The 24,136-nt window shown below is 32.6% G+C and carries 24 protein-coding genes and 1 CRISPR repeat array; of the genes, 7 read left to right on the forward strand and 17 right to left on the reverse strand.

All coding sequences use genetic code 11. From position 1 onward, the window contains the following. Positions 1-231: 231 nt before the first annotated feature. From GQ40_RS00635 to GQ40_RS17875, 15 genes are all read right to left on the reverse strand, one after another. A complete protein-coding gene (locus GQ40_RS00635) occupies positions 232-627 on the reverse strand; it encodes a hypothetical protein (protein WP_047544835.1) in 396 nt (131 codons plus the stop codon). A 186-nt stretch (positions 628-813) separates the two neighbouring features. Further along, the gene (locus GQ40_RS00640) at positions 814-1,359 is read right to left on the reverse strand and encodes a hypothetical protein (protein WP_047544836.1); all 546 of its coding nucleotides are present in this window, start codon (positions 1,357-1,359) and stop codon (positions 814-816) included. Between the two features lie 153 nt (positions 1,360-1,512). Further along, positions 1,513-4,737 carry a hypothetical protein gene (locus GQ40_RS00645; protein ID WP_047544838.1) on the reverse strand — a complete coding sequence of 1,075 codons (3,225 nt, stop codon included), beginning with the start codon at positions 4,735-4,737 and terminating at the stop codon, positions 1,513-1,515. Between the two features lie 167 nt (positions 4,738-4,904). Next, entirely contained in the window at positions 4,905-5,510 is a 606-nt protein-coding gene (locus GQ40_RS00650) for a hypothetical protein (RefSeq protein WP_047544841.1), read from the reverse strand. A 151-nt stretch (positions 5,511-5,661) separates the two neighbouring features. Then, on the reverse strand, positions 5,662-6,435 hold the full coding sequence (locus tag GQ40_RS00655) for a hypothetical protein (protein ID WP_047544843.1): 774 nt from the start codon (positions 6,433-6,435) through the stop codon (positions 5,662-5,664). A 156-nt stretch (positions 6,436-6,591) separates the two neighbouring features. Beyond that, positions 6,592-7,062, reverse strand: coding sequence for a hypothetical protein (locus tag GQ40_RS00660; protein WP_047544845.1), 471 nt, complete (start codon positions 7,060-7,062; stop codon positions 6,592-6,594). A gap of 148 nt (positions 7,063-7,210) precedes the next feature. Beyond that, on the reverse strand, positions 7,211-7,795 hold the full coding sequence (locus tag GQ40_RS00665) for a hypothetical protein (protein ID WP_047544846.1): 585 nt from the start codon (positions 7,793-7,795) through the stop codon (positions 7,211-7,213). 143 nt (positions 7,796-7,938) lie between these two features. Next, a complete protein-coding gene (locus GQ40_RS00670) occupies positions 7,939-8,688 on the reverse strand; it encodes a hypothetical protein (protein WP_047544851.1) in 750 nt (249 codons plus the stop codon). Positions 8,689-8,853: 165 nt separating this feature from the next. Beyond that, positions 8,854-9,375 (reverse strand): hypothetical protein, encoded by a 522-nt coding sequence (locus GQ40_RS00675; RefSeq protein WP_156115486.1) that lies wholly within the window; start codon positions 9,373-9,375, stop codon positions 8,854-8,856. A gap of 360 nt (positions 9,376-9,735) precedes the next feature. Next, positions 9,736-10,449, reverse strand: coding sequence for a hypothetical protein (locus GQ40_RS00680; protein WP_047544855.1), 714 nt, complete (start codon positions 10,447-10,449; stop codon positions 9,736-9,738). A 151-nt stretch (positions 10,450-10,600) separates the two neighbouring features. After that, the gene (locus GQ40_RS00685) at positions 10,601-10,900 is read right to left on the reverse strand and encodes a type II toxin-antitoxin system RelE/ParE family toxin (RefSeq protein ID WP_047544857.1); all 300 of its coding nucleotides are present in this window, start codon (positions 10,898-10,900) and stop codon (positions 10,601-10,603) included. Next, the gene (locus GQ40_RS00690) at positions 10,893-11,144 is read right to left on the reverse strand and encodes a type II toxin-antitoxin system ParD family antitoxin (RefSeq protein ID WP_047551221.1); all 252 of its coding nucleotides are present in this window, start codon (positions 11,142-11,144) and stop codon (positions 10,893-10,895) included. Before GQ40_RS00690 ends, GQ40_RS00685 begins: the two co-directional genes overlap by 8 nt. 207 nt (positions 11,145-11,351) lie before the next feature. After that, complete coding sequence (locus tag GQ40_RS00695; protein ID WP_047544859.1) at positions 11,352-11,756, reverse strand: hypothetical protein; 405 nt, start codon at positions 11,754-11,756, stop codon at positions 11,352-11,354. A gap of 105 nt (positions 11,757-11,861) precedes the next feature. Further along, complete coding sequence (gene xerA / locus GQ40_RS00700) at positions 11,862-12,728, reverse strand: site-specific tyrosine recombinase/integron integrase (protein ID WP_316931481.1); 867 nt, start codon at positions 12,726-12,728, stop codon at positions 11,862-11,864. A 45-nt stretch (positions 12,729-12,773) separates the two neighbouring features. Then, positions 12,774-12,968 carry a hypothetical protein gene (locus tag GQ40_RS17875; RefSeq protein WP_316931448.1) on the reverse strand — a complete coding sequence of 65 codons (195 nt, stop codon included), beginning with the start codon at positions 12,966-12,968 and terminating at the stop codon, positions 12,774-12,776. 670 nt (positions 12,969-13,638) lie between these two features. Here GQ40_RS17875 and GQ40_RS00710 point away from each other — a divergent pair. From GQ40_RS00710 to GQ40_RS00735, 7 genes are all read left to right on the forward strand, one after another. Next, positions 13,639-14,991, forward strand: coding sequence for a tyrosine-type recombinase/integrase (locus tag GQ40_RS00710; protein WP_047544861.1), 1,353 nt, complete (start codon positions 13,639-13,641; stop codon positions 14,989-14,991). 11 nt (positions 14,992-15,002) lie between these two features. Then, a complete protein-coding gene (locus tag GQ40_RS00715; RefSeq protein ID WP_156115487.1) occupies positions 15,003-16,016 on the forward strand; it encodes a hypothetical protein in 1,014 nt (337 codons plus the stop codon). Positions 16,017-16,152: 136 nt separating this feature from the next. Further along, a complete protein-coding gene (locus GQ40_RS17905; protein WP_081990148.1) occupies positions 16,153-16,446 on the forward strand; it encodes a helix-turn-helix domain-containing protein in 294 nt (97 codons plus the stop codon). A 2-nt stretch (positions 16,447-16,448) separates the two neighbouring features. Beyond that, positions 16,449-16,943, forward strand: coding sequence for a hypothetical protein (locus GQ40_RS00720; protein WP_047544866.1), 495 nt, complete (start codon positions 16,449-16,451; stop codon positions 16,941-16,943). Positions 16,944-16,945: 2 nt separating this feature from the next. After that, positions 16,946-18,013 carry an AAA family ATPase gene (locus tag GQ40_RS00725; protein ID WP_081990243.1) on the forward strand — a complete coding sequence of 356 codons (1,068 nt, stop codon included), beginning with the start codon at positions 16,946-16,948 and terminating at the stop codon, positions 18,011-18,013. Next, positions 18,014-18,202, forward strand: a complete 189-nt coding sequence (locus GQ40_RS00730; protein ID WP_047544867.1) for a hypothetical protein — start codon at positions 18,014-18,016, stop codon at positions 18,200-18,202. It begins immediately after the preceding gene. Between the two features lie 90 nt (positions 18,203-18,292). After that, positions 18,293-19,162, forward strand: coding sequence for a DUF6371 domain-containing protein (locus GQ40_RS00735; RefSeq protein WP_047544868.1), 870 nt, complete (start codon positions 18,293-18,295; stop codon positions 19,160-19,162). 138 nt (positions 19,163-19,300) lie between these two features. Further along, positions 19,301-22,763: a CRISPR direct-repeat array (repeat unit 46 nt; unit sequence GTTGTGAATTGCTTTCAGAATACTATTTTAGTAGTGGATTCGCAGG). A gap of 108 nt (positions 22,764-22,871) precedes the next feature. Here GQ40_RS00735 and cas2 read toward each other — a convergent pair. After that, positions 22,872-23,222 carry a CRISPR-associated endonuclease Cas2 gene (gene cas2, locus GQ40_RS00740; protein WP_047544869.1) on the reverse strand — a complete coding sequence of 117 codons (351 nt, stop codon included), beginning with the start codon at positions 23,220-23,222 and terminating at the stop codon, positions 22,872-22,874. Next, complete coding sequence (gene cas1 / locus GQ40_RS00745) at positions 23,219-24,136, reverse strand: type II CRISPR-associated endonuclease Cas1 (protein ID WP_047544870.1); 918 nt, start codon at positions 24,134-24,136, stop codon at positions 23,219-23,221. The genes cas2 and cas1 overlap by 4 nt, the downstream gene beginning before the upstream one ends.

Here is a 24,136-nt window from a genome sequence, read left to right on the forward strand (position 1 = left end):
GTTAGAATTATCGCGAAATAAATTAAAAATTGGTTTTTCATTAAATCTTTAAATATTAATGCATTTGGTTTGGTCAAATTACTGGCAACGTTGATGTATAAGAATAGTTGCGGGTTTGCGTGCGAGGATTTTCCGCAGGAAAATCAGATGTAGTAAACCCGCAACTACCTTTGTATTAGCACAAAACCGCAATTATTTTTATACGGTGTTGTACCCAGTTTTTATTTCCGATTATTTATAAAGTTTACAATCAATTTCGTGATTCATTATGTTAATCAGTAAAGAGTAATATCCTTTATCTAAAAGACTATTACTGAATTTTTCAGCGTCTTTCGGCAACTTAAAAGGCTTTAGAATTTCCTTCGATTTGTTTTCGTAAAACACGACAATAGGATATTCGTAAATATCGAATTTATGTTGAACAAATATATTATCACGTATCAATTCTCTGTCAATTATATTTTTAACTTCAGGATTTGATTTATCCGCAGTTACAGTTTTCGGAGGTCTTTTTTGTTCGTATTTTTCGGGAAATCGCATATTTCCGATATCTTTTTTAAATCGACTATTTATGAAATATGAAAAGTCAGAATTTGATTCGAATGTTTCAAGCGTTTTATTTGTCATATTTTCAATTACTTTTTTCGGTTAAGATTGCGTTTCTCAAATTGGGTACAACGTGATTGTGTATGGTTAGTTGCGTGGTTAAGCAACTAATTTAGCAAATAAATCACAGATAGAATATTCCGCAGGAATGTTCGTAAGTAGGCAGTTACCTAGCAATTAATTATACACGGTGTTAGCAACTGCCTTTTAACTTCCCGCAATTCGATACCAATTATCTCCCAAATCCTCGATTACTTTAATTGTATAATGGTCAACATTAAAATATTCAGTTCCTAATTTTCTATCAGAATGAAGATATAAATATCCCCAAATACTATCTAAAAATCCATCAACTACAAAAAGAGAATAATCATCAATCTTTTGGTAAGTTCTCAATTCAGAATCTTTTAGATATTTTCTAAAATTCTCAAAAACTTCTTCGTCAATGCTTTGGTCTTGCAGAATCAGTTTATAGTAAGTTCCATATTCGTCATCGGTTTCTTTTTCATTTATTCGGACTGAAATTCCATTAATCCGTTTAGTATACCTTTGGCAGTCATCTAATTCAAAAATCTTCTCGTAATTTTCTAAATCAGCTATAAATTTTGAAGCCGTTACTTTATTTAAATTAACACTATGAGGTTCTGGAATTCCAGAGGCAAACATTAAGGCAGGAAGAATTTTAATAACGAATAGTATCAATACTGCTATTCCAATTAATATTCCGATTATTTTTTCTTTGCGTAATGTCATTTTAGGTTGTTGCTAACGGTTTTGTGTATGGTTAGTTGCGTGTTTAAGCAACTAATTTAGTAAACAAAAACGAACGCGAGAAAATTCCGAAGGAATTTTCCAAATAAGCATTTGCCAAAGCAATTAATTATACACGTTGTTGTGCGGTCGTGCTTAATTAATATTTCTTTTGTCTTTTAGTAATTCCAAAATTGGTGGATTATCTAAGTTGTCAGGTATAATTGGATTATCATCGTCTGTTATTACAACACTTTCAGGTTCATGAATTCCGATTTCCCAAGCATTAATAAATTTCAATTTGGTTTTTAGAATTCCTAATTCAGGAAAAGGTTTCATATTTGCATCCTTATCAACATAAGCAGGGATTAATAAATACTTTTTAAAATATTTATAACCATTAATCAAATTATCTAAATTTTTACTACTTGTGGCTTCCATTCTGTGAAATCTAGATGATAATGAAATAAAAGAACCATCTTTCATTTGATTTTTTCTGATATCCTTACTGATTAAAACTTTATACCAATATGGTTTATCTTTCCTAATCCCTTTAATTATTGAAATAGAAATTGTTTCTTCTTTATCAGCTTTACCATACTCTTTTATCCAATTTTCAAAAATATTTTTTGCAGCCTGTTCATTTTCAAATGCTAACAAAATACCAAAAGGTGTTGGCAGAGGCATTTGTACAAAACCAAATGCTTTCCATTTAGCTTTATCCCATAAATTAGTGTCAATAACGGTTTCCGCTATCATGTTTTTATGAGTTACGGAATTAAAATTTGGTTTTCCTTTATCTTTCTTTATTTCAGGTATAGATATTTTTATAGGATTTGAATTTCTTTTCAAAGGGTAATTTTTGGTGTTTTCTTTTTTCCAGTTTTCTAAAAAGAATTTCGGTTCTGAAGTCAATATGTTTGTCAAGAAATTTTTGTGCTCAATTATTAAAGAAAGCCTTTCATGAACTTCGTCATTTTTATACAAGTTTTCGAAAAAATCTTTATAATCTTTGAATAAATAATTATTTCCAATAACTAAGGGAACTAGTTCATCCATAAGTTCAGGAATATCTTTTGATTGATAATCATAACCCTGTTTAATAGATAAATTGAATACTTTTTTGCTCTCTTGTTTTATTTTGAAGAACCTATCTAAGTTCTCATGTTTAATATTAATAATAAATTTTTCAGATAAAGGAAAAGCATCCTTAAATGCAGTTGCTAAATATGATTCTAGATAAGCAAAAATAGTTTCACTTAAAATTAAAAGATGTAAATCATTTTTTGAATTGATTATTAACTTTATTCCAAGAATTCTAGTGTGAGATGATATTTTATCTTTACTTAAAAAATTACTGTCAAAAGCCATCTGTTTTACAAATGGTTGGTTTGCTAAAGTGTTATAGAATTGATTAAAGTGTTCCCTTGTAAACGAAGGACTCTTAGTTTCGTTTGTTTCAATTAATTCTTCATGACCTAATAGGTATAAAGCTGAATCACTACTTAACCAAAGGTCATTTTTATTTAAAATATCTGGTAAATCTGAAAGCTCTGTGAAATTATCATAATGAGTATTTAATAATCTTGTAGAAAGACAGCCATCTATTAGGTTCTCAATAGGCATTTCTTCATTTTCAATGTCTCCTTCTGATTGGAAATATTGTTTAATAACATTAAATAATTCATACCAAGTTAGTAATATAGGTATGCGTCCAATTATAGTTTCATTTTTTAAAATTTGTTCAACACTTTTATAAAGTCTTTTGTTAATTGTACCTTTAGTAAAGAACTCATTTATATATATGTTAACAGCCGAGACTAAGCAATTGTTGGCAGCCCAATGTAGACCTAAATTAGAATACGCTTCACTTAATAACATTAAACAAAAATAAAACTCGTCTTGTGTTTCCTCTTTAGCTAATTTTCTCACAGCCTTTCCAAAGAAAACTAGACTTTGTTTATTTAAATCATTTTTTAATTTGGTAATTCCCCTATTCAAATAAATTTTACCAGAAGATAATTCGGAAACTCTAGTTGATTCTAATTCTGCAATTACATGAATCAAATCATCATAATTTTCATCATCAGGAAGAATTTTATCATAAACATTAATGAATTCCTTTAACTGCTCAAATGGTATATCTAAATGTTTTTCACTTAGTTTAAAGTATTCTTTAAGTTTTATCAATTCATCAGAAACTGATATTCCATTTTCAATTTTTCTTCTTAATTGGAAGAATGATAAATGAAACTTTGCAAGAAGAGAAGTGGATGGTTTCTCTTTGTTTTTAGAACATTTAGTTATGAATACTATAAAATCTTGTTCTTCTTTTTCGATGTCAATTATAAGTATGTCCTTCGCCTCTTCAACATTTGATAAAGTTTTAAGAATATTTAAAAGATTCAAATAAAACTCTATGTTGTTTAAATTTGGATGACTTTGAACCAACTCTTTTACAATTAAAAACTCTTCTAAAAAGTTCTTATAGTCGTCATACCAATTGATTAATGTCCAAGCAAGTTGATAGTGGATTCTTATTTTTTGCTGTACACTACTGAGTTTATTTACAAATCTTTTTGCTCTTTCGAATTTTCCAACAACTTCTGTCTTTGGTAACTCTATCATTCTAGATAAAATAGCACTTTCTAAACAATCCTCTACTAATTGAAAGTCAACTTCGAAAGTTCTATCCGAGTTATTAATAGTTTCTTCAATTTCAGATAGATTTTTTATCCTTACTAAGTCATTTGCTCCAATTATTTTTTCTTCTCGATGTAAAGATGATAAATTTAAGCAGTCGATAACTTCATTTAAAAGATGGTTGCTATAAACCTTTTCAATTATCCATTCGGCATCAAGTATAGTAAGTTCAATTCCATATTTTTCATTAATAAAATCTTGTGTGTCTTTTTTATCCTTACTACGAATTTTTTGATTTGAAAAAAAATATGCTTTAGTGTAGCCTCTATTTGTTTCAATAATCTTTTTTACATCAGATTTAACCTTTGGTTTCCAATCTTTTTTAGCACTTATAGCAAAAGCCCAATTCTCATTTTCATTCCATTTATTTTCACTGATAAACCACCTATCAGAAACATAACTGGAAACTGGATATGTTTCTGAATCTGTTTTTCCATCTCCACCACCTGTTGGTCCGACCTGTGGAATCAAGTTTGGTGTGATTAGTTTTTCAGCTAATTTGCGACAAAGGTTTTCAAAACTATCATGTTTTTGGTTTGTAGAAATCTGATTTATTTCAAAAGCTAGTTGTTCTTTGGTCAATAGAACTTTGGATTCTGTTTTAGAATCTGAAAAATTTTCGGGTCGCAGTTCTCTATAAAATTGAGATGGTGTTGGAAATTTTTCTTTTTCGTTCATATTTATTTATGCAGTCAGTGCATGCCGCACAACGTTGATGTGTATGATTAGTGGCGTATTTAAGCACCTAATTTAGCAAATAAAAACAGAATAGAAAATCCGCAAGGATTTTCGTAAGCAAGCTAAAACCAGCCATTAATTATACACGGTGTTATGCACTGCCTTTTTTAATCCAGTTCATTAAAAGCTTCCATTACTTCATCAGATATTAATTTACAATGTTGCATATACGCAGGTTCGACTTCAATATCTAATCTATCATAACAAACTAATCTGACATCAATAGCTTGTCTTACTTTATCTGCACAAACTACAGGGTCTAATTTTCTAACTTCTCGATGGAATAAAAATAGATTAAATGAAATTACTAAATCAACTGGTAAAATGTTATTCCGAGGACCACAAATAAATTCTATATTTTCACAACAATGGAACATTTTCCAAGCAACTTGATTTAAGCCTCCACGACAGCAAGAATGCAGGAATATAGACCCAGGTTTATTACATTCACTAGAACAAATCAGCGCTGCGAATTGAATCCACGTTACATTTAAACTTCCTGAAATATTCCCAAAATCTGTATCGCAACCGTGAGTTGCCAAGTAGATATAATCATATTTGGTTCCATTTTGTAATGCTTGTTTTAAATCCGACAATGAGTTTATTTCAAATACGTCACTTTTAATATTGTACAATAATATTTGATTCACAATATTGTCAATTTCCGCTTGCTCAATATCTTCACTGGCTTTTAGTACAAGAAGTTTTTTCATTTATCGGTTTTTTTTAGGTTGTGCATAACGGTCTTGTGTATGGTTAGTTGCGTAGTTAAGCAACTAATTTATTAAACAAAAACTTACCAGAGAAAATTCCGAAGGAATTTTCCAAATAAGCACTTGCCAAAGCAATTAATTATACACGGTGTTAGCAAACGTTTTTTACTATTTTTTCAATTCTAATAATGTCATCTAGATTCACAAGTTTTGTGGTTTTTATAAATAGATTTTCATTATCAATTTCAATTTCTAATTTTTTTTCGTTTTCGAAATGCTTCAATAGGTTCTTTATTAGAATAATATTGTGACTTTTCTTTAAAGTGAAGCTTTCATAATCTGAAAATTTTATGTCATCATCATCTCTAAATAGGTCAAGAAATTTTTCTGAAGAAGACTTTTCTCTAAAGAAATAATGACCATTGATATTGTCTATTTTGACCCAAAACATTAGATGGGATTCTTTATAATGAATTGTTCCATTTAATTCAACAGAAGGCAATAAAACAATACCCTTTTTGAATTTAAATGGGTTCGAATATTCCCAATCATCATATTCAGTTAAGATTTTTGTTTTCTCTAGAAAATCAAATTGTTCATTTGTAAGTTCTGTTCTCAAATACTCCTTACTTTCTCTTAGATAATTTAAGGCTATTTCCGCTAGTCTCTCATCTTTAGTTGGAAGTTTTTCTAATTCATGTTCAGGGATAATTCGAAATTCGTTTTCATGTGCAATCCAATGTCCAGATTCAGCTTGTTCCAAAGTCAGTTTAATTCCGGTTTCTGGGTCAATTATATATTCATCGGCTAAACTTTCTTTTAATTTTCTGTCATACTCTTTTTGTTTAGGTGTATCAGATTTAAAACCCAAAAAAAGTATAAATAGTATTAAAATTCCTGCTGTAATAAAAATGAATTCAATCAATTTTTGTTTTTTTAATGTTTGCTAACGTTGATGTATAAGATTAGTGGCGTGTTTAAGCACCTAATCTAGTAAACAGATACTTGCCAGAGAAAATTCCGCAGGAATTTTCCAAATAGGTTAAAACTAGCCATTAATTTTATACGGTGTTGTGTACAGTTATTTTCTCCAATAAGTTTTTCCGTCAACGATTTTTAAGTCCGATATTTTGTCCGAGTAATAAATTCCGCTGTCCAATTCTGTTACTTTCATTTTTAATTCAACTTTTTTATTGTCGGTAATCAGTTCGTTTCGGTCAAACTCTTTTAACTTTTCATATTCCTTTTCGGATAAATATATTTTCTTAATGTCAGATTCCGTTTTTAAGTTTATCCAAGGTGATTTTAATAAATCATTTGACTTTAAAATATCAAAAACTCGGATAATTTCTAATTCATCTTTTCCAGCCATTTTACTCCAATGTATGCTATCGAAAGATTTTTCAAATTTCTCAATTGTCTTTTCATCAGCTCCATAGAAACTTCCAATGTCAATTAATTTGAAATATAAGTCGGCTTTAAATTCTTGCTCGTTTTTTGAACAAGACAGAATTAAAAATCCAATTATTAATGTCAGCGTGATGTTTCTCATAATTGTACACAACGGTTTTGTGTATGGTTAGTTGCGTGTTTCAGCAACTAATTTAGTAAACAAAAACGAACGCGAGAAAATTCCGAAGGAATTTTCCAAATAGGCAACGACCAAAGCAATTAATTATACACGTTGTTAGCCACAGTATTTATTCTTTTTTGATTAAAATTATTGTGTCTTTTTCGGGCAAATTTCTTTCTAAAAATTGATATCCTTCAAATTTTATTTTCAATTCCGTTTTTCCGTTTTTTGTATATATTGAATTATTATAAAATTCGATTTCATTGTTTAAATCTATTTCTTTAATTTTCCTTTCAAGTATTAGAAATTGCTTTTCCGTAATCTTATAAGGACAACACATTCCAAGAAAGCCTTGATTTTCTTGATAAATCACAAAATTATCTTTCTTATATTCGATATCATTCGGTTGAATAGGATAAAGAACTATTGAAGTTATAATTCCGAAAAATATTCCGCCAAACAACCAGAATAATAAAGTCAAAATTGGCGTAATTGCATAAAAACTAAAGTAAAATCCAATTTTCTTAAATGGCTTTAAATTCCAGAAAAATAGAATAATTCCACTTCCATAAACTAATAAGTTTATAATATAAGCAAGTCTATAATTCAGACTTATTTCAATCGTGCTTTTCAGGGTGAAATTCAGTAAAGCAAATCCCAAAAGGTAGAAATGAATCTTTGTTATTATATTTCTGATTTGGGTTTTGGTCATATTGTGGCTAACGTGTTTGTGTATGATTAGTTGCGTGGTTCAGCAACTAATTTAGCAAACTTTTACGAACCCGTGAAAATTCCGCAGGAATTTTCACAAGTAGGCTCAATGAAGCAATTAATTATACACGGTGTTAGCAAAAGTTATTTCTTTTTTTTCTCTTTTAACGATTCATATTCCGAAATTCCTAATTCGTTTTCAACTACATACATTTCTGGTCTTCCAACAGCAACTCCTATATTCATTGCGCATCTTACAAAATATTCTTGTCCTTTTTCAATGTCAATTATTACTGAAGCCCTTGATTCAGTTTTGCCCCAAAATTCGTGTTTTCCAAATTCTGTAATTTTATATTTGAACTTTTCTCCATTTCTAACTCTTCCGATAACAGTTTCATCATCCATTCTAATTTTGAATCCTATCATTGAACCAGTAAACATTTTTGGGCGATAAAAATAAACAACTGCATAATCAGCATCAGAAGGCAGTCTTGATTTATTTTCAAGTTTTCTGCTCTTCGAAATTTGCGCTAAAACATCTGAATTCAAGTTTCTATATAACTTTGCTTTTATCCGATAGCAAGTACTTCCAAAATTTGGTTTTTTAACTTCTGTTAAATGAATTAAATTTGCGCCCGATTTTTTAGCAGTTTCTTTTGCGTCATCAATAACTTTGGTATAACCACAATCTGTTGAGAATCCTGAATCTCCGATTTTTAATTCTCCAATAAAATTTGAGTTTGCTGGAATTTTTTCATTTTCCTTTATAACCAAAATTTCACTTTCATCGTCTAACGCCTTATATTCATTGTTCGATAGACTTGTTCTAATTTTTGGCGAACAAGATTGTAAAATTATCGAAGTGAACAGTAAAATTATAAATGTTCTTTTCATTTTTTTGAGTTCGGTTTTTTAATTTTTGCTAACGGTTGGTGTAAGAACAGTTGCGTGGTTTGGCCTGTAAGTTAGCAAAAGAAAAGTAACGTTAGGAAAGTCCGCAGGACTTTCCGATGAACACGGACCTAGCAATTGTTTTTACACGTTGTTACCACACGTTTTTTATTCCAATTCCGTCATTGTATGTTTCAATTCAGTTTTATGGAATGTTCTTAATTCTATCGTTTTATTTTTTTTGTTTTCAATTAAGTAAGGAACGTCTCCATCCAAAAATAAGATGTCAAATCCTTTGTGGTTAATTCGCTCCCAACGTGATGTTTTAAATTTCGGATTTTTATTCGATTTTCTCATAAAAGTTGAGTCAGTTTCAAAGTAAATAGTGTCTTGAAAGATATCATTTTTCCAAGAAAATGTTTTTCCAACCAGTTCAGCCTTTTGGTTGTTCTTAAATTTTTCTGATAATTTTCTATAAATATGTAAAAAGTCGTTATTTGGAATTTTAACAACTAATGAATCTGCGTTTACTTTTACTATCTCATAATACTCTAGAGGATTATCTTCCGAATATTCGTCGTTAAAAACAATATTGTCGGAGAAAAAATTTCTTTTACTTTCTCTCATTTGGTCAGTTCCAAAATCCCTGAATGAACCTTGAGCAAAGACTTTGTTTTTTTCAAAAGTCATTAGATTTTGAATTGGAAAAAACATATTTGAGTTTTCAGAATTCATAGATGATGAATAGTCTCCAATCCAAGTTCCTTTCAGTTTTTTGTCAGTTTGACAAGCAGATAGTAAAAGAACTAAAATTAATGATATGTATGGTGTTTTTCTCAAATGTGTGGTAACGGTCAAGTATATGAAAAGTAGCGCTGAAAAAGGGCGCTATCAATTCGTTTATACTCGAGCCGAATTTTTAAATTTTTCTATTTATCTTTCTTTTCTCAAATAGCCAAATTTAAAAATTTGGCAACCTCGAAAAAGTGCCCGAAACTTTGTGTTTACAACTGCTGGCGCTATTTTTTATATACATTGTTAGCAATAGTTTTACTTCTCATTTTCTTTTATTCTATCAGATTTTAAAAGTTGATAAAAAGCCACCGTATTATCTATATAGATTCGAGGTTTACCTGAAGTTATTGTATACATTTCCTTAAATAATTCTATAAATTCTTCCAAAATTTTAACTGAATTTGAACCAAGAATTGTGTGTGTAACAGAGCCATATTTTAAGTTTACCTTACGAAACTTGAGAGAGTTATTTAGCATAACATTTTTATCATAAGTCTTCATCTGATTTTCTGCCTTATGGTCAAGTATTACCCCAAGCATATTTAAATCTTCGTGTAATAAATAGGCATCGATTATCGGTTGACCAAAAAATAAATTTTTATCGAAATCAACAGTAATTTCTCCGAAAGAAATAGAAGCTTTTACAGCTATTTTTAATTTTGCCGCTTTTTTTAAAAAAAACCAAGAATCTACAATTATTTTTGAAAAATCTTCGATAGTATCTTTTTTAGAAAAAAACATAAATGAATCCGAAAACGTTACAGAACGAGTTTGATTCTTAGCAATTTTTAATTTTGATTTTTTCTCTTGCTCTTCGCCCCATTCAATTCCTTCAAGTTTTTCAACATAAGTTTTAAGTTGCTCAAGGGTTTTAAGGATTTGAGAATGCGTTTTAGTTTGAACCATATCTTTAAATCCTAGAATATCAAAGAATGCTACAAATCTATTATCTGTTTTTTTCCAACTCATTTTTTTAAATTATTGCTAACGGTCACGGCTATGAGTAGTTGCGTGGTTTAGGACTTAACTTTGCAAGTACACACCAAGTTGGAAATTCCGCAGGAATTTCCAAAGTAGGCGAGAACAAGCAATTACTTATAGCCATTGTTGTGTGCAGTTTTTATTCGATTATTCTTTTCTTTAAATCCATTCTTTCGTGCAATATTCTCGTTATTTCGACATATTCCTGTTCTAATGTTCTGTAGAAAATAATATGCCGATTTGTTTTCAATCCGAGAAGTTGCTTTGATATTCCATCGTAGTTTTTTCCTAAATCTGGATTTTCTGCAATTTCTTGACAATCAGAAATTATTTCATCGTAATATTTGTCAGCTTGTTTTTCCGACCAAACCTCAAATGTATAATCCCAAATCTTTGATAAATCCTCAACAGCTTTGTTCGTCAACTTATATTCAGCCATTCGAATGCTTTTTCGCTTTTAGAGATTCAAGATGTTTTTTTGGGTCAAAATCGTGAGCTATTCCGCTGTCAATGCCTTGTTGTATTGCGGTTTTCAAAGCAATTACCTTACTTTCTTCTTCCTCTAAAAGTCTCAATCCAGCACGAATTACTTCGCTAACGTTTTTAAACCTTCCTTCGCTTATTCGACTTTGGACGAATTGGTCAAAATAATTTCCGAGTGATATTGATGTGTTTTTGTTCATTTGACTACTAATTTTATCAAATATACCAAAAATTGGTATAAAGGCAAAATTTTTCTCAAATTGCACACAACGGTTTTGTGTATGATTAGTTGCGTGTTTAAGCAACTAATTTAGTAAACAAAAACGAACGCGAGAAAATTCTGAAAGAATTTTCCAAATAAGCACTCGCCAAAGCAATTAATTATACACGGTGTTGGCAACTGTTTTTTAATTAATTGTCAGATTAACAGTAATAAATTCAGTCGGACTTGATTTAAAATTCAATTCATAATCTCCAGCATTACTTGTTGTAAATTCATAATTAACCATTCGTATTGGTGCGTCTTGAGTACAAATGCAACCTACATATTTTGCTTCAACCTCAATAACTCGTGAATTTCCATTTTCAGTTTCAATAAATTTTCCAAATCCTCCACATCCATTAAAGACTTGAAAATTCACTTCAATGTTAATCGTTTCATTAACCACTCCTGTGGTCGGTGAATTTATAGAAGTAACATATTCAGTTTTGCTCGAAATACATTCATTCTCTTTTTCATCGTCATCACTACAGCTAATTAATAATCCAAATATCATTATTGAAATGAGTAAAATAATATTCTTTTTTTTCATTGTTTTTGTTTTTTAATAGACGTAAAACTTATGAAATGGTTGCGTTCAAATTGTTGCCAACAAATATATATAGTTACTGGTAACTATATATCTATTATATGCGCACTAAGTTAGCAAATCTTTAATTCTTTTAAATGAATTAGTGGCCACATGTGTATAAATTTCTGTTGTCTTGGTTGAATTATGACCCAATAACATTTGGATGTAGCGAATATCCGTTCCGTTTTCCAATAAGTGTGTTGCAAAGCTATGTCTAAGTATGTGAGGTGTTACTCTTTCTTTAATACCTGCAATTTTGGCGGAGTTAACAACAACCTTTAAGACGCTAGAGCTACTATATTTAGATTGGGAAATAGGGTTTTCAAACAAATATATTTTAGGTCTGTGAGTTTTAAAATACGTTCGCAAATCTTCGAGAACAATTTTATTGAGAACAGTATATCGGTCCTTATTGCCTTTTGCTTGTTCTACCCTAATGACCATTCTTTTGCTATCAATGTCTTCCAATCTAAGATTCAATAGTTCGTTTCTTCGTAGTCCTGAAGAATAGAGCAAACTTATTATGCATTTATGCTTTATGTTGTTTGTGTGGTTGATAATTGAGATAATGTCTTCCTTAGGTAATACTTTGGGTAGTTTGGATATTTTCCTCGGTCTCTCTATGGAATAGAATCGATTGGGCATCCCCAAGACCATTTCGTAATAAAACTTTATGGAGTTTATGGCCATATTAATCGAAGAGTTTGATTTATTCTCCTTAACTAACTTTTGAATGTATAGTCTAATATCATTCTCGTTAAGGCTGAACAGTTCTTTGTCTTTATAATAATTAATAAACGCCTCAAAACTATGGACATAATTTTTTACTGTGCTGTCCGAGTATTTTTTCAACTCCAATTTTAGCAGATAGTCCTCTGGGCATGGCTTATAGTTTTCTTTTTTTGATCTTGTTCTAAACCATTCAACATTAATAGCTTTATTGTTGTTGTTTAGTTCTCTGTCATTATAAAAATAATTTCAATTTACCCAGGCCACACCTCTGAATTTATCAAAAATCAAATTGAGGTTAGGTTTGTTGTTAATAATATATGCCATACCAAACTCATTGCTCCATTTCGGATTTGGTAACTCTCTAATTAATGCCTGAATAACTTTATCGGAATTGAACTGAATGCCGATACATTGTTTTTCTTTAATAAACAGGTGTTTCAATGTAATGTGTTTTTTCAGCATGTCGTTGTTTTTTATAAAGTTAGCAATGTAAAACGAAATAAATCTATCTTAAGCAAAATAGTGTTCGTGTAAATTTTACCCAATTTTGATGGTATTGGAAAAAAAATCGCGAAGTACTTAGAAAGCGGTGTAAAAGCGTCCATCATTATAGAATATCGCTTGAAGAAGCTCCTCGGTTCTAAAATAAAGGTAGATGATTAATTAAAACAGAACAGGCGGATTTTTAAAAGTTGAAATAAAGTAGCAGTAAATGCTGTGTTGAGAATCAGTAAATAATTATACTTTAACCTTATTCTTTACCGTCTATTGCAAAAATTTCAAAAGAGATATTTATCTGTTTCTTTATGGATATGGTTTTATGAAAAAAAATGAAAAAGGTACACCTCAATAATTTCTAATAAAATGGTAAGATTACATTCAAAAAACATATACCTTTGGGTTAATATTTATAGTTTAATCATGTAAACAAAACGAACACGGTTTTGAACACGATTACATAAAATTATCAGCTTGAACACCCAGTGTTTGTGTTGAAAAAGCGGTTTGGGTCGGGCTCATAACCCGAAGGTCACTGGTTCGAGTCCAGTTCCCGCTACTAAGCCTAGTGCCAATAAAACTAACGGATTGTGTCCTCACAATCCGTTTTTTTATGTCCGCAATTTCCTTACTTTTACAAAACGTACACGAAAGCGTACACGATTTTAAGATGAAACCTAGATTCTCTGAACCCAAACTGTATACTGGTGGAGTAGACATTTCCAAATGGTCTAGATTAACCAGGAAAGAACAGCAAGCTGCCTTGGCTGCTGATTGGTACATACGGTATTCTTTTGAAGAACCTGTTTCGGGACGATTAAAAAGACAGCCGAACATCAAGGCAGGGGGAAATAGGTTCAAAACCAAAAAAGAACGTTTCCAATTTCTGGAAACTATGCGCAACAACTTGTCGCTGCTGTTGGCATCAGGGTTCAACCCCTATGAAAATAACGACCTCAAAAAACAGGAATTTGTAGAACTCAATATGCAAGCATCGAATGGAGTTGTTAAAGCAACTGTATCAACGACCAAACCCACAGTCACAACTGATCATGATGTAGACGTTTCGATTGACTTAGAAAAAGCATTCAAAATCGTAGAGGACACTAAAAAGCGTATGCTAGCGGACACATCCTACTCCAGATATAAAAGTAGGGTCAATAGGTTTAAGGTTTGGTTGTTAGCCAAAGGCTATAAATTAACTGGACCAATCGATGCTATTGATAAGAAAACGATCATTTCATATCTGAATGAAGTATTGCAGCTTACCAGTGCAAGGAACAGGAACAACACAAGGACAGACATCAGCTCCTTTTTTCAAGTATTGGAGGATAATGACATTATCAAAGACAATTTCGTTAAAAGAATCAACGTTCTTAAATCAAACCCAACACGCAATAAGACCTATACACCAAAACAGGAAGATCAGTTATTGGAATATCTGGAATCAAACGATGCAACCTTGTTGTTGTTTGTAAAATTCATATCCTATAATTTTTTGAGACCTATAGAGGTTTGTAGACTCAAAATAGGTGATGTGGACATGGTAAACAAAAAACTGTATTTCAGGGCAAAGAACAAACCTGTAAAGGTAAAGATCATTCCTGAAATTCTATGGAAGGACATCCCAGACCTTTCTAAAATTGATCCAGAACATTATCTCTTCACCCCATTTGGTATAGGTATGGAATGGTCAGGTTCTGACAGTAACAAGAGGGATTATTTTTCTAAACAATTCAAAAAGGTCAAGGATCATTTTGGCTTGTCACATGACTATGGTTTATATAGCTTTAGGCATACATACATTACGAAATTATATAGGGAGATCAGAAAAGCGATGACACCCTATGAGAGCAAATCAAAACTCATGTTGATTACAGGGCATACGTCCATGTCGTCACTGGAAAAGTATCTTCGGGATATCGATGCCGAACTGCCAGAAGATTATTCAGAATACATAAAATAAAAAAAATGACTATGAGATATTTCGGAGAATTAAAGGAATCCAATTTAGAAGAAATGAATTTTAATGATCAGAACGCTTTATTGATTGAAAGGAAAATTATGACTACCGTTTATGCGGCTCCACTCAACTTTCCTTCTGTCCAGTCTCCTAGTCAAGATGACGAACAGAATCGAGATTTTAAATTTATAGAACTAGGGAGTAGAACAGTTTTAAGACCTGAACCCAATGTGGTTCTAACTGAAAAGTTCAAAAACGAACTATACTTTTTTCTGTTAGAACACTATGAACAAACATTAATACTTTTAGCTTCTATCGATAATCTGAAGTATTCTGGAGAGTTTGTGGGTATAAGTGAGGGTGCAGAAAAAAGGAAGATCACACTTCATTATTTTAAAAAACACTTCACGGAATTACAACAGGACATCCAGCTGCAGATGGCTTATGATCCCTCCATACAAGAATTAAGACCTGAAAGTTATTTTGATTTATTGCTACGGAAAAGAAACGCTTACATATACAAACTTATTCATCAACGTGAAATAATAATAAACTACGTAACTGGAAATAAAAATTATTTTACAGATATGTTGATTAATACAAATCAGTACTTATATGAGGTCATTCAATTTGAAGTTAAGTTAAAGACTTTGGTGTCATATAACACTATATATAATTTCCAGCCTAATGAGCACTTTACAATGTATCCGCATTGGGATTATGCGTATAACGAGTTTAAAGATAAATTATTTAGTTCACCAAATGGGTTTGAATTTTTAGGTTTGTTTATAAAATCAGAGAATGACCTCAATCTCGCAAAATTAAGCTGTCTCTTTCACGTCCTTAATGAAAGGGAACTAATCAAAAATTCCAAAAGTCGATTTTCAAATTTATTAAATAAACATTTTAGCCTTTCTTTTACCGTTGGAGAAATTAGAGATCCCTTAATATCGGGTAATCATATCGACAAAATAAGATTGCAAGAATATGAAAAAAATCTAACCGCATTTCTGTTGGCTAGAAGCTAATTTGACATGCCCTCTTAAAACATACACACTTCCACCTAACTTTACAGGGTTTCCACCTAACAAATACTCCTTTCCTCATAGTATAATTAGTTAATAATCAGTTTATTGTGATTAATTTTAATTTAAATTAATTGCTATGAATAAACACTCATTAAAAGGTTTGCTGAAAACCTTAATAGTATTAATAAGTCAGAACAATGACTTATTGGAAAAATTGATTCGTGAATACAACAACAGTCCATTTCTCACATCTTCAGAATCGAACCCTGACATCTTCCTTAATACTAAGGAGGTATGTATGATGCTAAAATGCAGTAGCGTCACTTTATGGAAACTACGTCGTGACAAGAAAATTCGCTTTCTAAAATTCGATAAAAACATCAGATTCCGACAATCGGATGTTGTTCAATTCATAACTCAAAATTCCTAATTATGAAATCGATTTTAAACATCAGGATAGACGAGCTTCTTAAGAAACAAATTGAGTTAGCTGCACAGGATGAGGGTATGACCGCTTCCGAATATACAAGAAATATCTTGGAAGGGTACTTTGACTTCAATCAAGGTGAAAACACGGAAAATGTGATACCTATAAGAATGACAATGTATGTTTCAACACCCTTTCATGAAACTAAAGAGTATGTATTTCTTATCACATGGTTATACAGCAAGGTTGTGAATCCTTATGTATACGAATCCAACCAGCAGGTTTTAAGCATAAAACGGATGTTGGAGCTTGCTATTAAGGATCAAGTATTTTCCAACGATTTTCGTTTTGAATTGCTGAAGGTTTTAAATGATCTTAACAATTATTTGTACCAACCAGACGGAACAGGAAAACAGTTTTGGTTCTGCGTTCCAAATAATATGTTTTCATTGGATTGTAATATTATGTATAACGAAATATGTACAATACAAAACCTATAGACATGAAAACACATTCTGAACCTTTTATAGATAAAATTGCTTATAAGGCTGTTAAAGAGGAAATTGATGGAAGCATCAAAGTATTGGAACAATCCGCCCATGGGAGCAAATGCTTTGTAGTGAAAACAGCCAATGAATGGATTGATATTGCCAAAAAAAGACCAATACCCAAAATGTTGTTTGGTGTATTTTGGTTTGAGGGTGAAATATGCATTCTGTTTGCTGACACCAATGTAGGTAAGAGCATATTAGGCATGCAAATTAGCGAGAGTATTTCCAAAGGGCTTCCTATTACTGGTTTTGAGTTAGAGGCAAGATCCCAAAAGGTTATCTATCTTGATTTTGAACTATCCGACAAGCAGTTTGAAAAACGATATTCCAATAATTATTCGGATCATTATAAGTTTTCAAACAATTTCCTAAGAGCAGAAATTAATCCAGAGATGGAAATCCCAAAGCAGTTCAAGAGCTTTGAAGAGTTTTTGATTCATTCTGTTGTGCAAATCTTAGAAGATACTAAAGCTACCATATTAGTGGTGGATAATATCACCTATTTGAGGAATGATAACGAAAAGGCAAAAGACGCATTACCGTTAATGAAAGAACTAAAATCCATTGGTAAGAAATACGGTATATCAATTTTGGTTTTGGCACATACACCAAAAAGGGACTCTTCAAAACCGTTGACAAAAAACGATTTGGCTGGCAGCAAAATGCTCATCAACTTCTGCGATAGTGCATTTGCCATTGGTGAAAGTGCATCCGATAGCAGTCTACGCTATTTGAAACAAATTAAACAACGTAATACAGGATGTGTATACAACGAGGAGAATGTAGTGGTTTGTGAGATACTTCAAGATCATAATTTTTTAAAATTTCAACTTGTTGATTTTGATAGTGAAGCAAACCATCTTGGAAGAGCATCCTCACCAAACCATGCGGTGAGAAATGAAGAAATAATAGGCCTGCATAAGAAAGGTGTGCCCAATACACAAATTGCCGCTCAATATGGCTTGAGTGAGGGAGGTATACGTAAAATTCTTAATAAGAATGAACCAGTAGACTCTTAAATGGATGCAAATACTGTACATACTATAGCGAAAGCTCTTCCTGAAAAGGAGTATATGCAGTTATTTATGCTAATGCAGGGTAATGTCAACCTGAAAAGAAAATTCAAGAAAATAGAAAATCAAGTGGATGTTTTGACTGACAGCGAAGCTATTCAGTATTTGTTTGATAATGTTTTCAATAAAAGATAAGGTAATGTTTGAGTTCGTACCTCTCGTACTTTCTATAAAAAGTACGATAGGTACGAGAAGTACGAGTAAATCTTTCAATAAGATATAAAAATGAATCAGTTTAAATATAGTCTAGACAAAAGCAGTAAGAAATTCTCGTGCCCCTCCTGTCATAAAAAATCCTTTGTTCGTTATACCGACAACGAAGAACAATGTTATTTGGAAGCAAATGTGGGGAGATGTGATCGCGAATCAAAATGCCAATACCATTTAAAACCAAATGGCAACGTTTCATTGGTTTCTTTAACAGGATCAGTTGTTAAACAACCTAGTCATCATGACATTAATGTACTTTCGAGTTTTGGTGTGCACTACAACAACAATAATTTTATCACTTATTTAACCAGACATTTTTGTAATGTAGATATTATAAAGGCTATTAAGAAATATTTTATTGGAACATCAACACATTGGAATGGCGCTACCATATTTTGGCAGGTTAATGAATATATGGAGGTGTATTGTGGTAAAGTAATGTTGTATGATACAAGCACTGGTAAAAGGGTTAAAAGACCGTATACACATATTTCATGGATGCATAAAGTGCTGTGTATACAAGGATTTGTGCAACAACAATGTTTGTTTGGCTTGCACAACCTGTGTGATTACAGTGTAATCCATACAATTTGTATTGTTGAATCAGAAAAGACAGCAATCATTATGAGTATTTTGTTTCCTGGTGAATTGTGGTTGGCGACAGGGTCTAAAAACAATTTTAAAGAGCAATTATTGAGACCTGTTAAACAATTTAAAATTATCATGTTTCCAGACAAAACGGAATTTGTTGATTGGAATACTAAAACAGAGAATTTAAAAAAGCAAGGTTATAACATACTTTGCAGCGGTATGCTTGAGGGTAAAGATTTGGATGAAGGAGATGATTTGGTTGATTTGGTGGTTTCTCACAGGGTACTAATTTAACAAAATTGATAAATAGTTGTAAATAGGGTCTGTTCTTCAAGTGCTCTTTTTAATTTTAAATTATCTTGAAATCAACTAGCCAACACTAATTTTTTTGAAATGCTCAAAAACAAATCGGGTGTAAAATTAATTGCTTATGTTGTGAATTGCTTTCAGAATACTATTTTAGTAGTGGATTCGCAGGTAAATTACGTAGAGAACAAAGAGGTCGTTAGTTGTGAATTGCTTTCAGAATACTATTTTAGTAGTGGATTCGCAGGTCCATTTCTTTAACCTTATAAAGAAGTCGGTTGTGAATTGCTTTCAGAATACTATTTTAGTAGTGGATTCGCAGGGAATCTCGTAAAGTAGCGATGCCTTTAGGTATTGTGAATTGCTTTCAGAATACTATTTTAGTAGCGGATTCGCAGGCCAAATAGCGACGTAACAAGAGATTATAGGTTGTGAATTGCTTTCAGAATACTATTTTAGTAGTGGATTCGCAGGTCCTTGGTCTTTAGGCAAAGAAGCTCTAGTGTTGTGAATTGCTTTCAGAATACTATTTTAGTAGTGGATTCGCAGGTCAACAAGATGTTTCAGATAGTCAACGTATGTTGTGAATTGCTTTCAGAATACTATTTTAGTAGTGGATTCGCAGGACTGCATGCGTGATGACTCCTACTCCTGTGTTGTGAATTGCTTTCAGAATACTATTTTAGTAGTGGATTCGCAGGAGAAACTATACATATTACTGTAGAGTACTGGTTGTGAATTGCTTTCAGAATACTATTTTAGTAGTGGATTCGCAGGCGCTAAAGAGGTTAAATAAATGATACACTAGTTGTGAATTGCTTTCAGAATACTATTTTAGTAGTGGATTCGCAGGTGACCTCAAATTTTACCGTACACTTATCCAGTTGTGAATTGCTTTCAGAATACTATTTTAGTAGTGGATTCGCAGGTCCTTGGTCTTTAGGCAAAGAAGCTCTAGTGTTGTGAATTGCTTTCAGAATACTATTTTAGTAGTGGATTCGCAGGTCCTCATTGATATAGAGCGCACAATATCGTGTTGTGAATTGCTTTCAGAATACTATTTTAGTAGTGGATTCGCAGGTCAGGGAGTAAAAAGACCTTTAATTATTCCGTTGTGAATTGCTTTCAGAATACTATTTTAGTAGTGGATTCGCAGGAGGCTAAAGGAAATTGACAGTCTTGATCATGTTGTGAATTGCTTTCAGAATACTATTTTAGTAGTGGATTCGCAGGCTTTTTACTCGCTGTTTTAAGAGGCTTTTTGTTGTGAATTGCTTTCAGAATACTATTTTAGTAGTGGATTCGCAGGGCGTAACACCCATTGGAGAAAAACGCATCTGTTGTGAATTGCTTTCAGAATACTATTTTAGTGGTGGATTCACAGGGTAAACATTATCATCTACGAGCATGAATTAGTTGTGAATTGCTTTCAGAATACTATTTTAGTAGTGGATTCGCAGGACTTGTAATTTTTTGAAACACGTTTTTTCGTTGTGAATTGCTTTCAGAATACTATTTTAGTAGTGGATTCGCAGGACTTTTTGTTCCAAGATCGAAGTTTTTAACGTTGTGAATTGCTTTCAGAATACTATTTTAGTAGTGGATTCGCAGGCATTGCCCAGGCTTATTGATCTGCACATCAGTTGTGAATTGCTTTCAGAATACTATTTTAGTAGTGGATTCGCAGGAAAGGTGAATATCTGGTCCTCATAAAATTAGTTGTGAATTGCTTTCAGAATACTATTTTAGTAGTGGATTCGCAGGATGGTAATATTCTTTAAAGCACCATAATACGTTGTGAATTGCTTTCAGAATACTATTTTAGTAGTGGATTCGCAGGGCTACGCCTTTACCCCAGTCCAGTAACATAGTTGTGAATTGCTTTCAGAATACTATTTTAGTAGTGGATTCGCAGGCTTTACAGGCAAAAGCAGTTAGACTTTATCGTTGTGAATTGCTTTCAGAATACTATTCTAGTAGTGGATTCGCAGGCATAACAGCTTCTTTTCCGAAGTTATTATCGTTGTGAATTGCTTTCAGAATACTATTTTAGTAGTGGATTCGCAGGAACAGCGCGTGCGCGACCAAAAGGCAGAGAGTTGTGAATTGCTTTCAGAATACTATTTTAGTAGTGGATTCGCAGGGGTTTTGGTATAGATACCTTCACGTATATTGTTGTGAATTGCTTTCAGAATACTATTTTAGTAGTGGATTCGCAGGGGTTTAATTATTTATAAAGAATAACCTCGTGTTGTGAATTGCTTTCAGAATACTATTTTAGTAGTGGATTCGCAGGCAAACCACTGCGGTGCGTGAATCTCTTGTTGTTGTGAATTGCTTTCAGAATACTATTTTAGTAGTGGATTCGCAGGCATTGCCCAGGCTTATTGATCTACACATGAGTTGTGAATTGCTTTCAGAATACTATTTTAGTAGTGGATTCGCAGGGGACTGTCTAAAATCCAATCTATTGTACTGGTTGTGAATTGCTTTCAGAATACTATTTTAGTAGTGGATTCGCAGGTATTAGTTTTGTGTCGTGAGATAGGTTAGTGTTGTGAATTGCTTTCAGAATACTATTTTAGTAGTGGATTCGCAGGTTAATGTTACCAGTCACCTCCATCATTTGGGTTGTGAATTGCTTTCAGAATACTATTTTAGTAGTGGATTCGCAGGTGTGGAACAAACCAATGATGAATTGGCCGTGTTGTGAATTGCTTTCAGAATACTATTTTAGTAGTGCATTCGCAGGTTAGGTTTTCTTTGATTATTCGGCGTTTATGTTGTGAATTGCTTTCAGAATACTATTTTAGTAGTGGATTCGCAGGTCATCGCCACCAATTGCGCTAACCAATTAGAGTTGTGAATTGCTTTCAGAATACTATTTTAGTAGTGGATTCGCAGGACGGTGGTTATACAGGACAGCCAGACGTTGGTTGTGAATTGCTTTCAGAATACTATTTTAGTAGTGGATTCGCAGGCAGCTGTTAAAACAGCATCACCTGAGTTATGTTGTGAATTGCTTTCAGAATACTATTTTAGTAGTGGATTCGCAGGTGTCCCATCTGCTATAACTTTAAAAGAATCGTTGTGAATTGCTTTCAGAATACTATTTTAGTAGTGGATTCGCAGGACGTTATTTATAATATCGTATTGACCGCTAGTTGTGAATTGCTTTCAGAATACTATTTTAGTAGTGGATTCGCAGGCTCTAATAAAACCATTGGAAACAGCAGATTGTTGTGAATTGCTTTCAGAATACTATTTTAGTAGTGGATTCGCAGGTCAGCACGATTTTCCCAATTCTTTTTATTGGTTGTGAATTGCTTTCAGAATACTATTTTAGTAGTGGATTCGCAGGGTCAAAATAATACAGGAAAAAGCTTTTTGTGTTGTGAATTGCTTTCAGAATACTATTTTAGTAGTGGATTCGCAGGAGTAATATTATTTCTAAAAGATGAATCATAGTTGTGAATTGCTTTCAGAATACTATTTTAGTAGTGGATTCGCAGGGTGTATAAATACAGGATGTTATAAGGAACTGTTGTGAATTGCTTTCAGAATACTATTTTAGTAGTGGATTCGCAGGATACCAGCTATAAAAAGCTGATATCCTGTTTTTTATATCAAAAAATAGGATATAAAAAATATGGATCGTCTTTAAGATGTTCTTTTACTCAACCTTATATTCCGCTTTCTAAAATAATTCAAGTTGTTGGCTAGGAGCTTCTGCCTCTACTTCTTTTTGCCCATGAAATAATTCCATCATCCCAAATTGTTTGTCTGTAATTTGCATAATGCAAATTTTTCCTTTTTTTGGCAAACTTCTTTTGGTGCGCTTAATATGAACACTGGCATTTTCTCGGCTAGCGCAAAAACGCATATAAATACTAAATTGAAACATGGCAAAACCATCTTTTAATAAGTTTTTTCTAAACCGAGCAGCGGTTTTACGTTCTGTAAGCGTCTCGGTTGGTAAATCAAAAAATACAAGTACCCACATAGATCGGTATTGGTTAAGTCTTGAAAAGTTGCTGTGTTCACTCATATATGGAGTCGACTATTGGTATATTCGGGATACAGTATTTTACGACTCGTTCCCAAAAAGCACTCATAAAGGCTACTGGTGCTTCTGCTTACAGCGTTCATCAACGGGCTCCATTTGCCATCTACAAGCGTGTCTAAAGCTGGAATCATTAAAAGTTCTGTTTTTAGCTTTGTAGAGAGCTCGGTCAAGTCGCATCCAGTTTCTACAAGATCAAAGACTACTGCATCCACATAAATACGGTAAGGCTCCATAATATCATCTGCCAAGCAGAAGGCATTGTACTTATTACGATGAAAGATGCCCACAGAGGGCAGCATACCGCTACTTACCAAAGCTCGAGCAACCACCGCTCTTAAAATGGCATAGCCGTAATTGAGAAGATTGTTGGGGGGTACCCCTTTTTGATTACGACTAAACCCATCCACCTCATGAAATAAATTCTGAAAATAGTATGCCGCGGCAACAGCTTCCAAATTACCTTTATCACCGCTTTTGACGTCAGTGCTCCATCGTTTCAGCTTTAAGGCATTCTTCCCTCTAGCTTCTAAATGTAGAGCTTGGTTCATGATTTTGGCACTTACGGTTTGTTGCCAAAGGTTTTTCTTTAGCGGAAGACTGGCATTGAGTTGATGCCGCATGCGCTCAGTTTGTTCTGTATGTCCCACCAAAGGCTGTAACAAGGAGCAGGGGAGGTGCTGTTTGTCACAGGTAATAACTGCCGTTTTATTTTGAACTAGCTTCATCATTAAACCGTTGGTAATGGTGATTTGCGGATCTTCTAGTACCACATAGCCTAAATCTTCTATAGGAATAATGGCTTCCTCTTTGTTTTCTTCAGGAAAGTTGACCACCAGTTGCTCGTTACGGGTACTGAGGTAGGCGGGATTACCGAAAAAGAGGGTGCGTTTGATCAT

Origin of the sequence: Psychroserpens sp. Hel_I_66 (assembly GCF_000799465.1) — a bacterium.
GTDB lineage: Bacteria > Bacteroidota > Bacteroidia > Flavobacteriales > Flavobacteriaceae > Psychroserpens.

Excerpts from the sequence above, each read along its gene's own strand:
- GQ40_RS00635 (WP_047544835.1), bottom strand. The coding sequence starts at position 627 with ATGACAAATAAAACGCTTGAAACATTCGAATCAAATTCTGACTTTTCA.
- GQ40_RS00640 (WP_047544836.1), bottom strand. The coding sequence starts at position 1,359 with ATGACATTACGCAAAGAAAAAATAATCGGAATATTAATTGGAATAGCA.
- GQ40_RS00645 (WP_047544838.1), bottom strand. The coding sequence starts at position 4,737 with ATGAACGAAAAAGAAAAATTTCCAACACCATCTCAATTTTATAGAGAA.
- GQ40_RS00650 (WP_047544841.1), bottom strand. The coding sequence starts at position 5,510 with ATGAAAAAACTTCTTGTACTAAAAGCCAGTGAAGATATTGAGCAAGCG.
- GQ40_RS00660 (WP_047544845.1), bottom strand. The coding sequence starts at position 7,062 with ATGAGAAACATCACGCTGACATTAATAATTGGATTTTTAATTCTGTCT.
- GQ40_RS00665 (WP_047544846.1), bottom strand. The coding sequence starts at position 7,795 with ATGACCAAAACCCAAATCAGAAATATAATAACAAAGATTCATTTCTAC.
- GQ40_RS00670 (WP_047544851.1), bottom strand. The coding sequence starts at position 8,688 with ATGAAAAGAACATTTATAATTTTACTGTTCACTTCGATAATTTTACAA.
- GQ40_RS00675 (WP_156115486.1), bottom strand. The coding sequence starts at position 9,375 with ATGACTTTTGAAAAAAACAAAGTCTTTGCTCAAGGTTCATTCAGGGAT.
- GQ40_RS00680 (WP_047544855.1), bottom strand. The coding sequence starts at position 10,449 with ATGAGTTGGAAAAAAACAGATAATAGATTTGTAGCATTCTTTGATATT.
- GQ40_RS00685 (WP_047544857.1), bottom strand. The coding sequence starts at position 10,900 with ATGGCTGAATATAAGTTGACGAACAAAGCTGTTGAGGATTTATCAAAG.
- GQ40_RS00690 (WP_047551221.1), bottom strand. The coding sequence starts at position 11,144 with ATGAACAAAAACACATCAATATCACTCGGAAATTATTTTGACCAATTC.
- GQ40_RS00695 (WP_047544859.1), bottom strand. The coding sequence starts at position 11,756 with ATGAAAAAAAAGAATATTATTTTACTCATTTCAATAATGATATTTGGA.
- GQ40_RS00710 (WP_047544861.1), top strand. The coding sequence starts at position 13,639 with ATGTCCGCAATTTCCTTACTTTTACAAAACGTACACGAAAGCGTACAC.
- GQ40_RS00715 (WP_156115487.1), top strand. The coding sequence starts at position 15,003 with ATGAGATATTTCGGAGAATTAAAGGAATCCAATTTAGAAGAAATGAAT.
- GQ40_RS17905 (WP_081990148.1), top strand. The coding sequence starts at position 16,153 with ATGAATAAACACTCATTAAAAGGTTTGCTGAAAACCTTAATAGTATTA.
- GQ40_RS00720 (WP_047544866.1), top strand. The coding sequence starts at position 16,449 with ATGAAATCGATTTTAAACATCAGGATAGACGAGCTTCTTAAGAAACAA.
- GQ40_RS00725 (WP_081990243.1), top strand. The coding sequence starts at position 16,946 with ATGAAAACACATTCTGAACCTTTTATAGATAAAATTGCTTATAAGGCT.
- GQ40_RS00730 (WP_047544867.1), top strand. The coding sequence starts at position 18,014 with ATGGATGCAAATACTGTACATACTATAGCGAAAGCTCTTCCTGAAAAG.
- GQ40_RS00735 (WP_047544868.1), top strand. The coding sequence starts at position 18,293 with ATGAATCAGTTTAAATATAGTCTAGACAAAAGCAGTAAGAAATTCTCG.
- cas2 (WP_047544869.1), bottom strand. The coding sequence starts at position 23,222 with ATGAGTGAACACAGCAACTTTTCAAGACTTAACCAATACCGATCTATG.
- cas1 (WP_047544870.1), bottom strand. The coding sequence starts at position 24,136 with ATGATCAAACGCACCCTCTTTTTCGGTAATCCCGCCTACCTCAGTACC.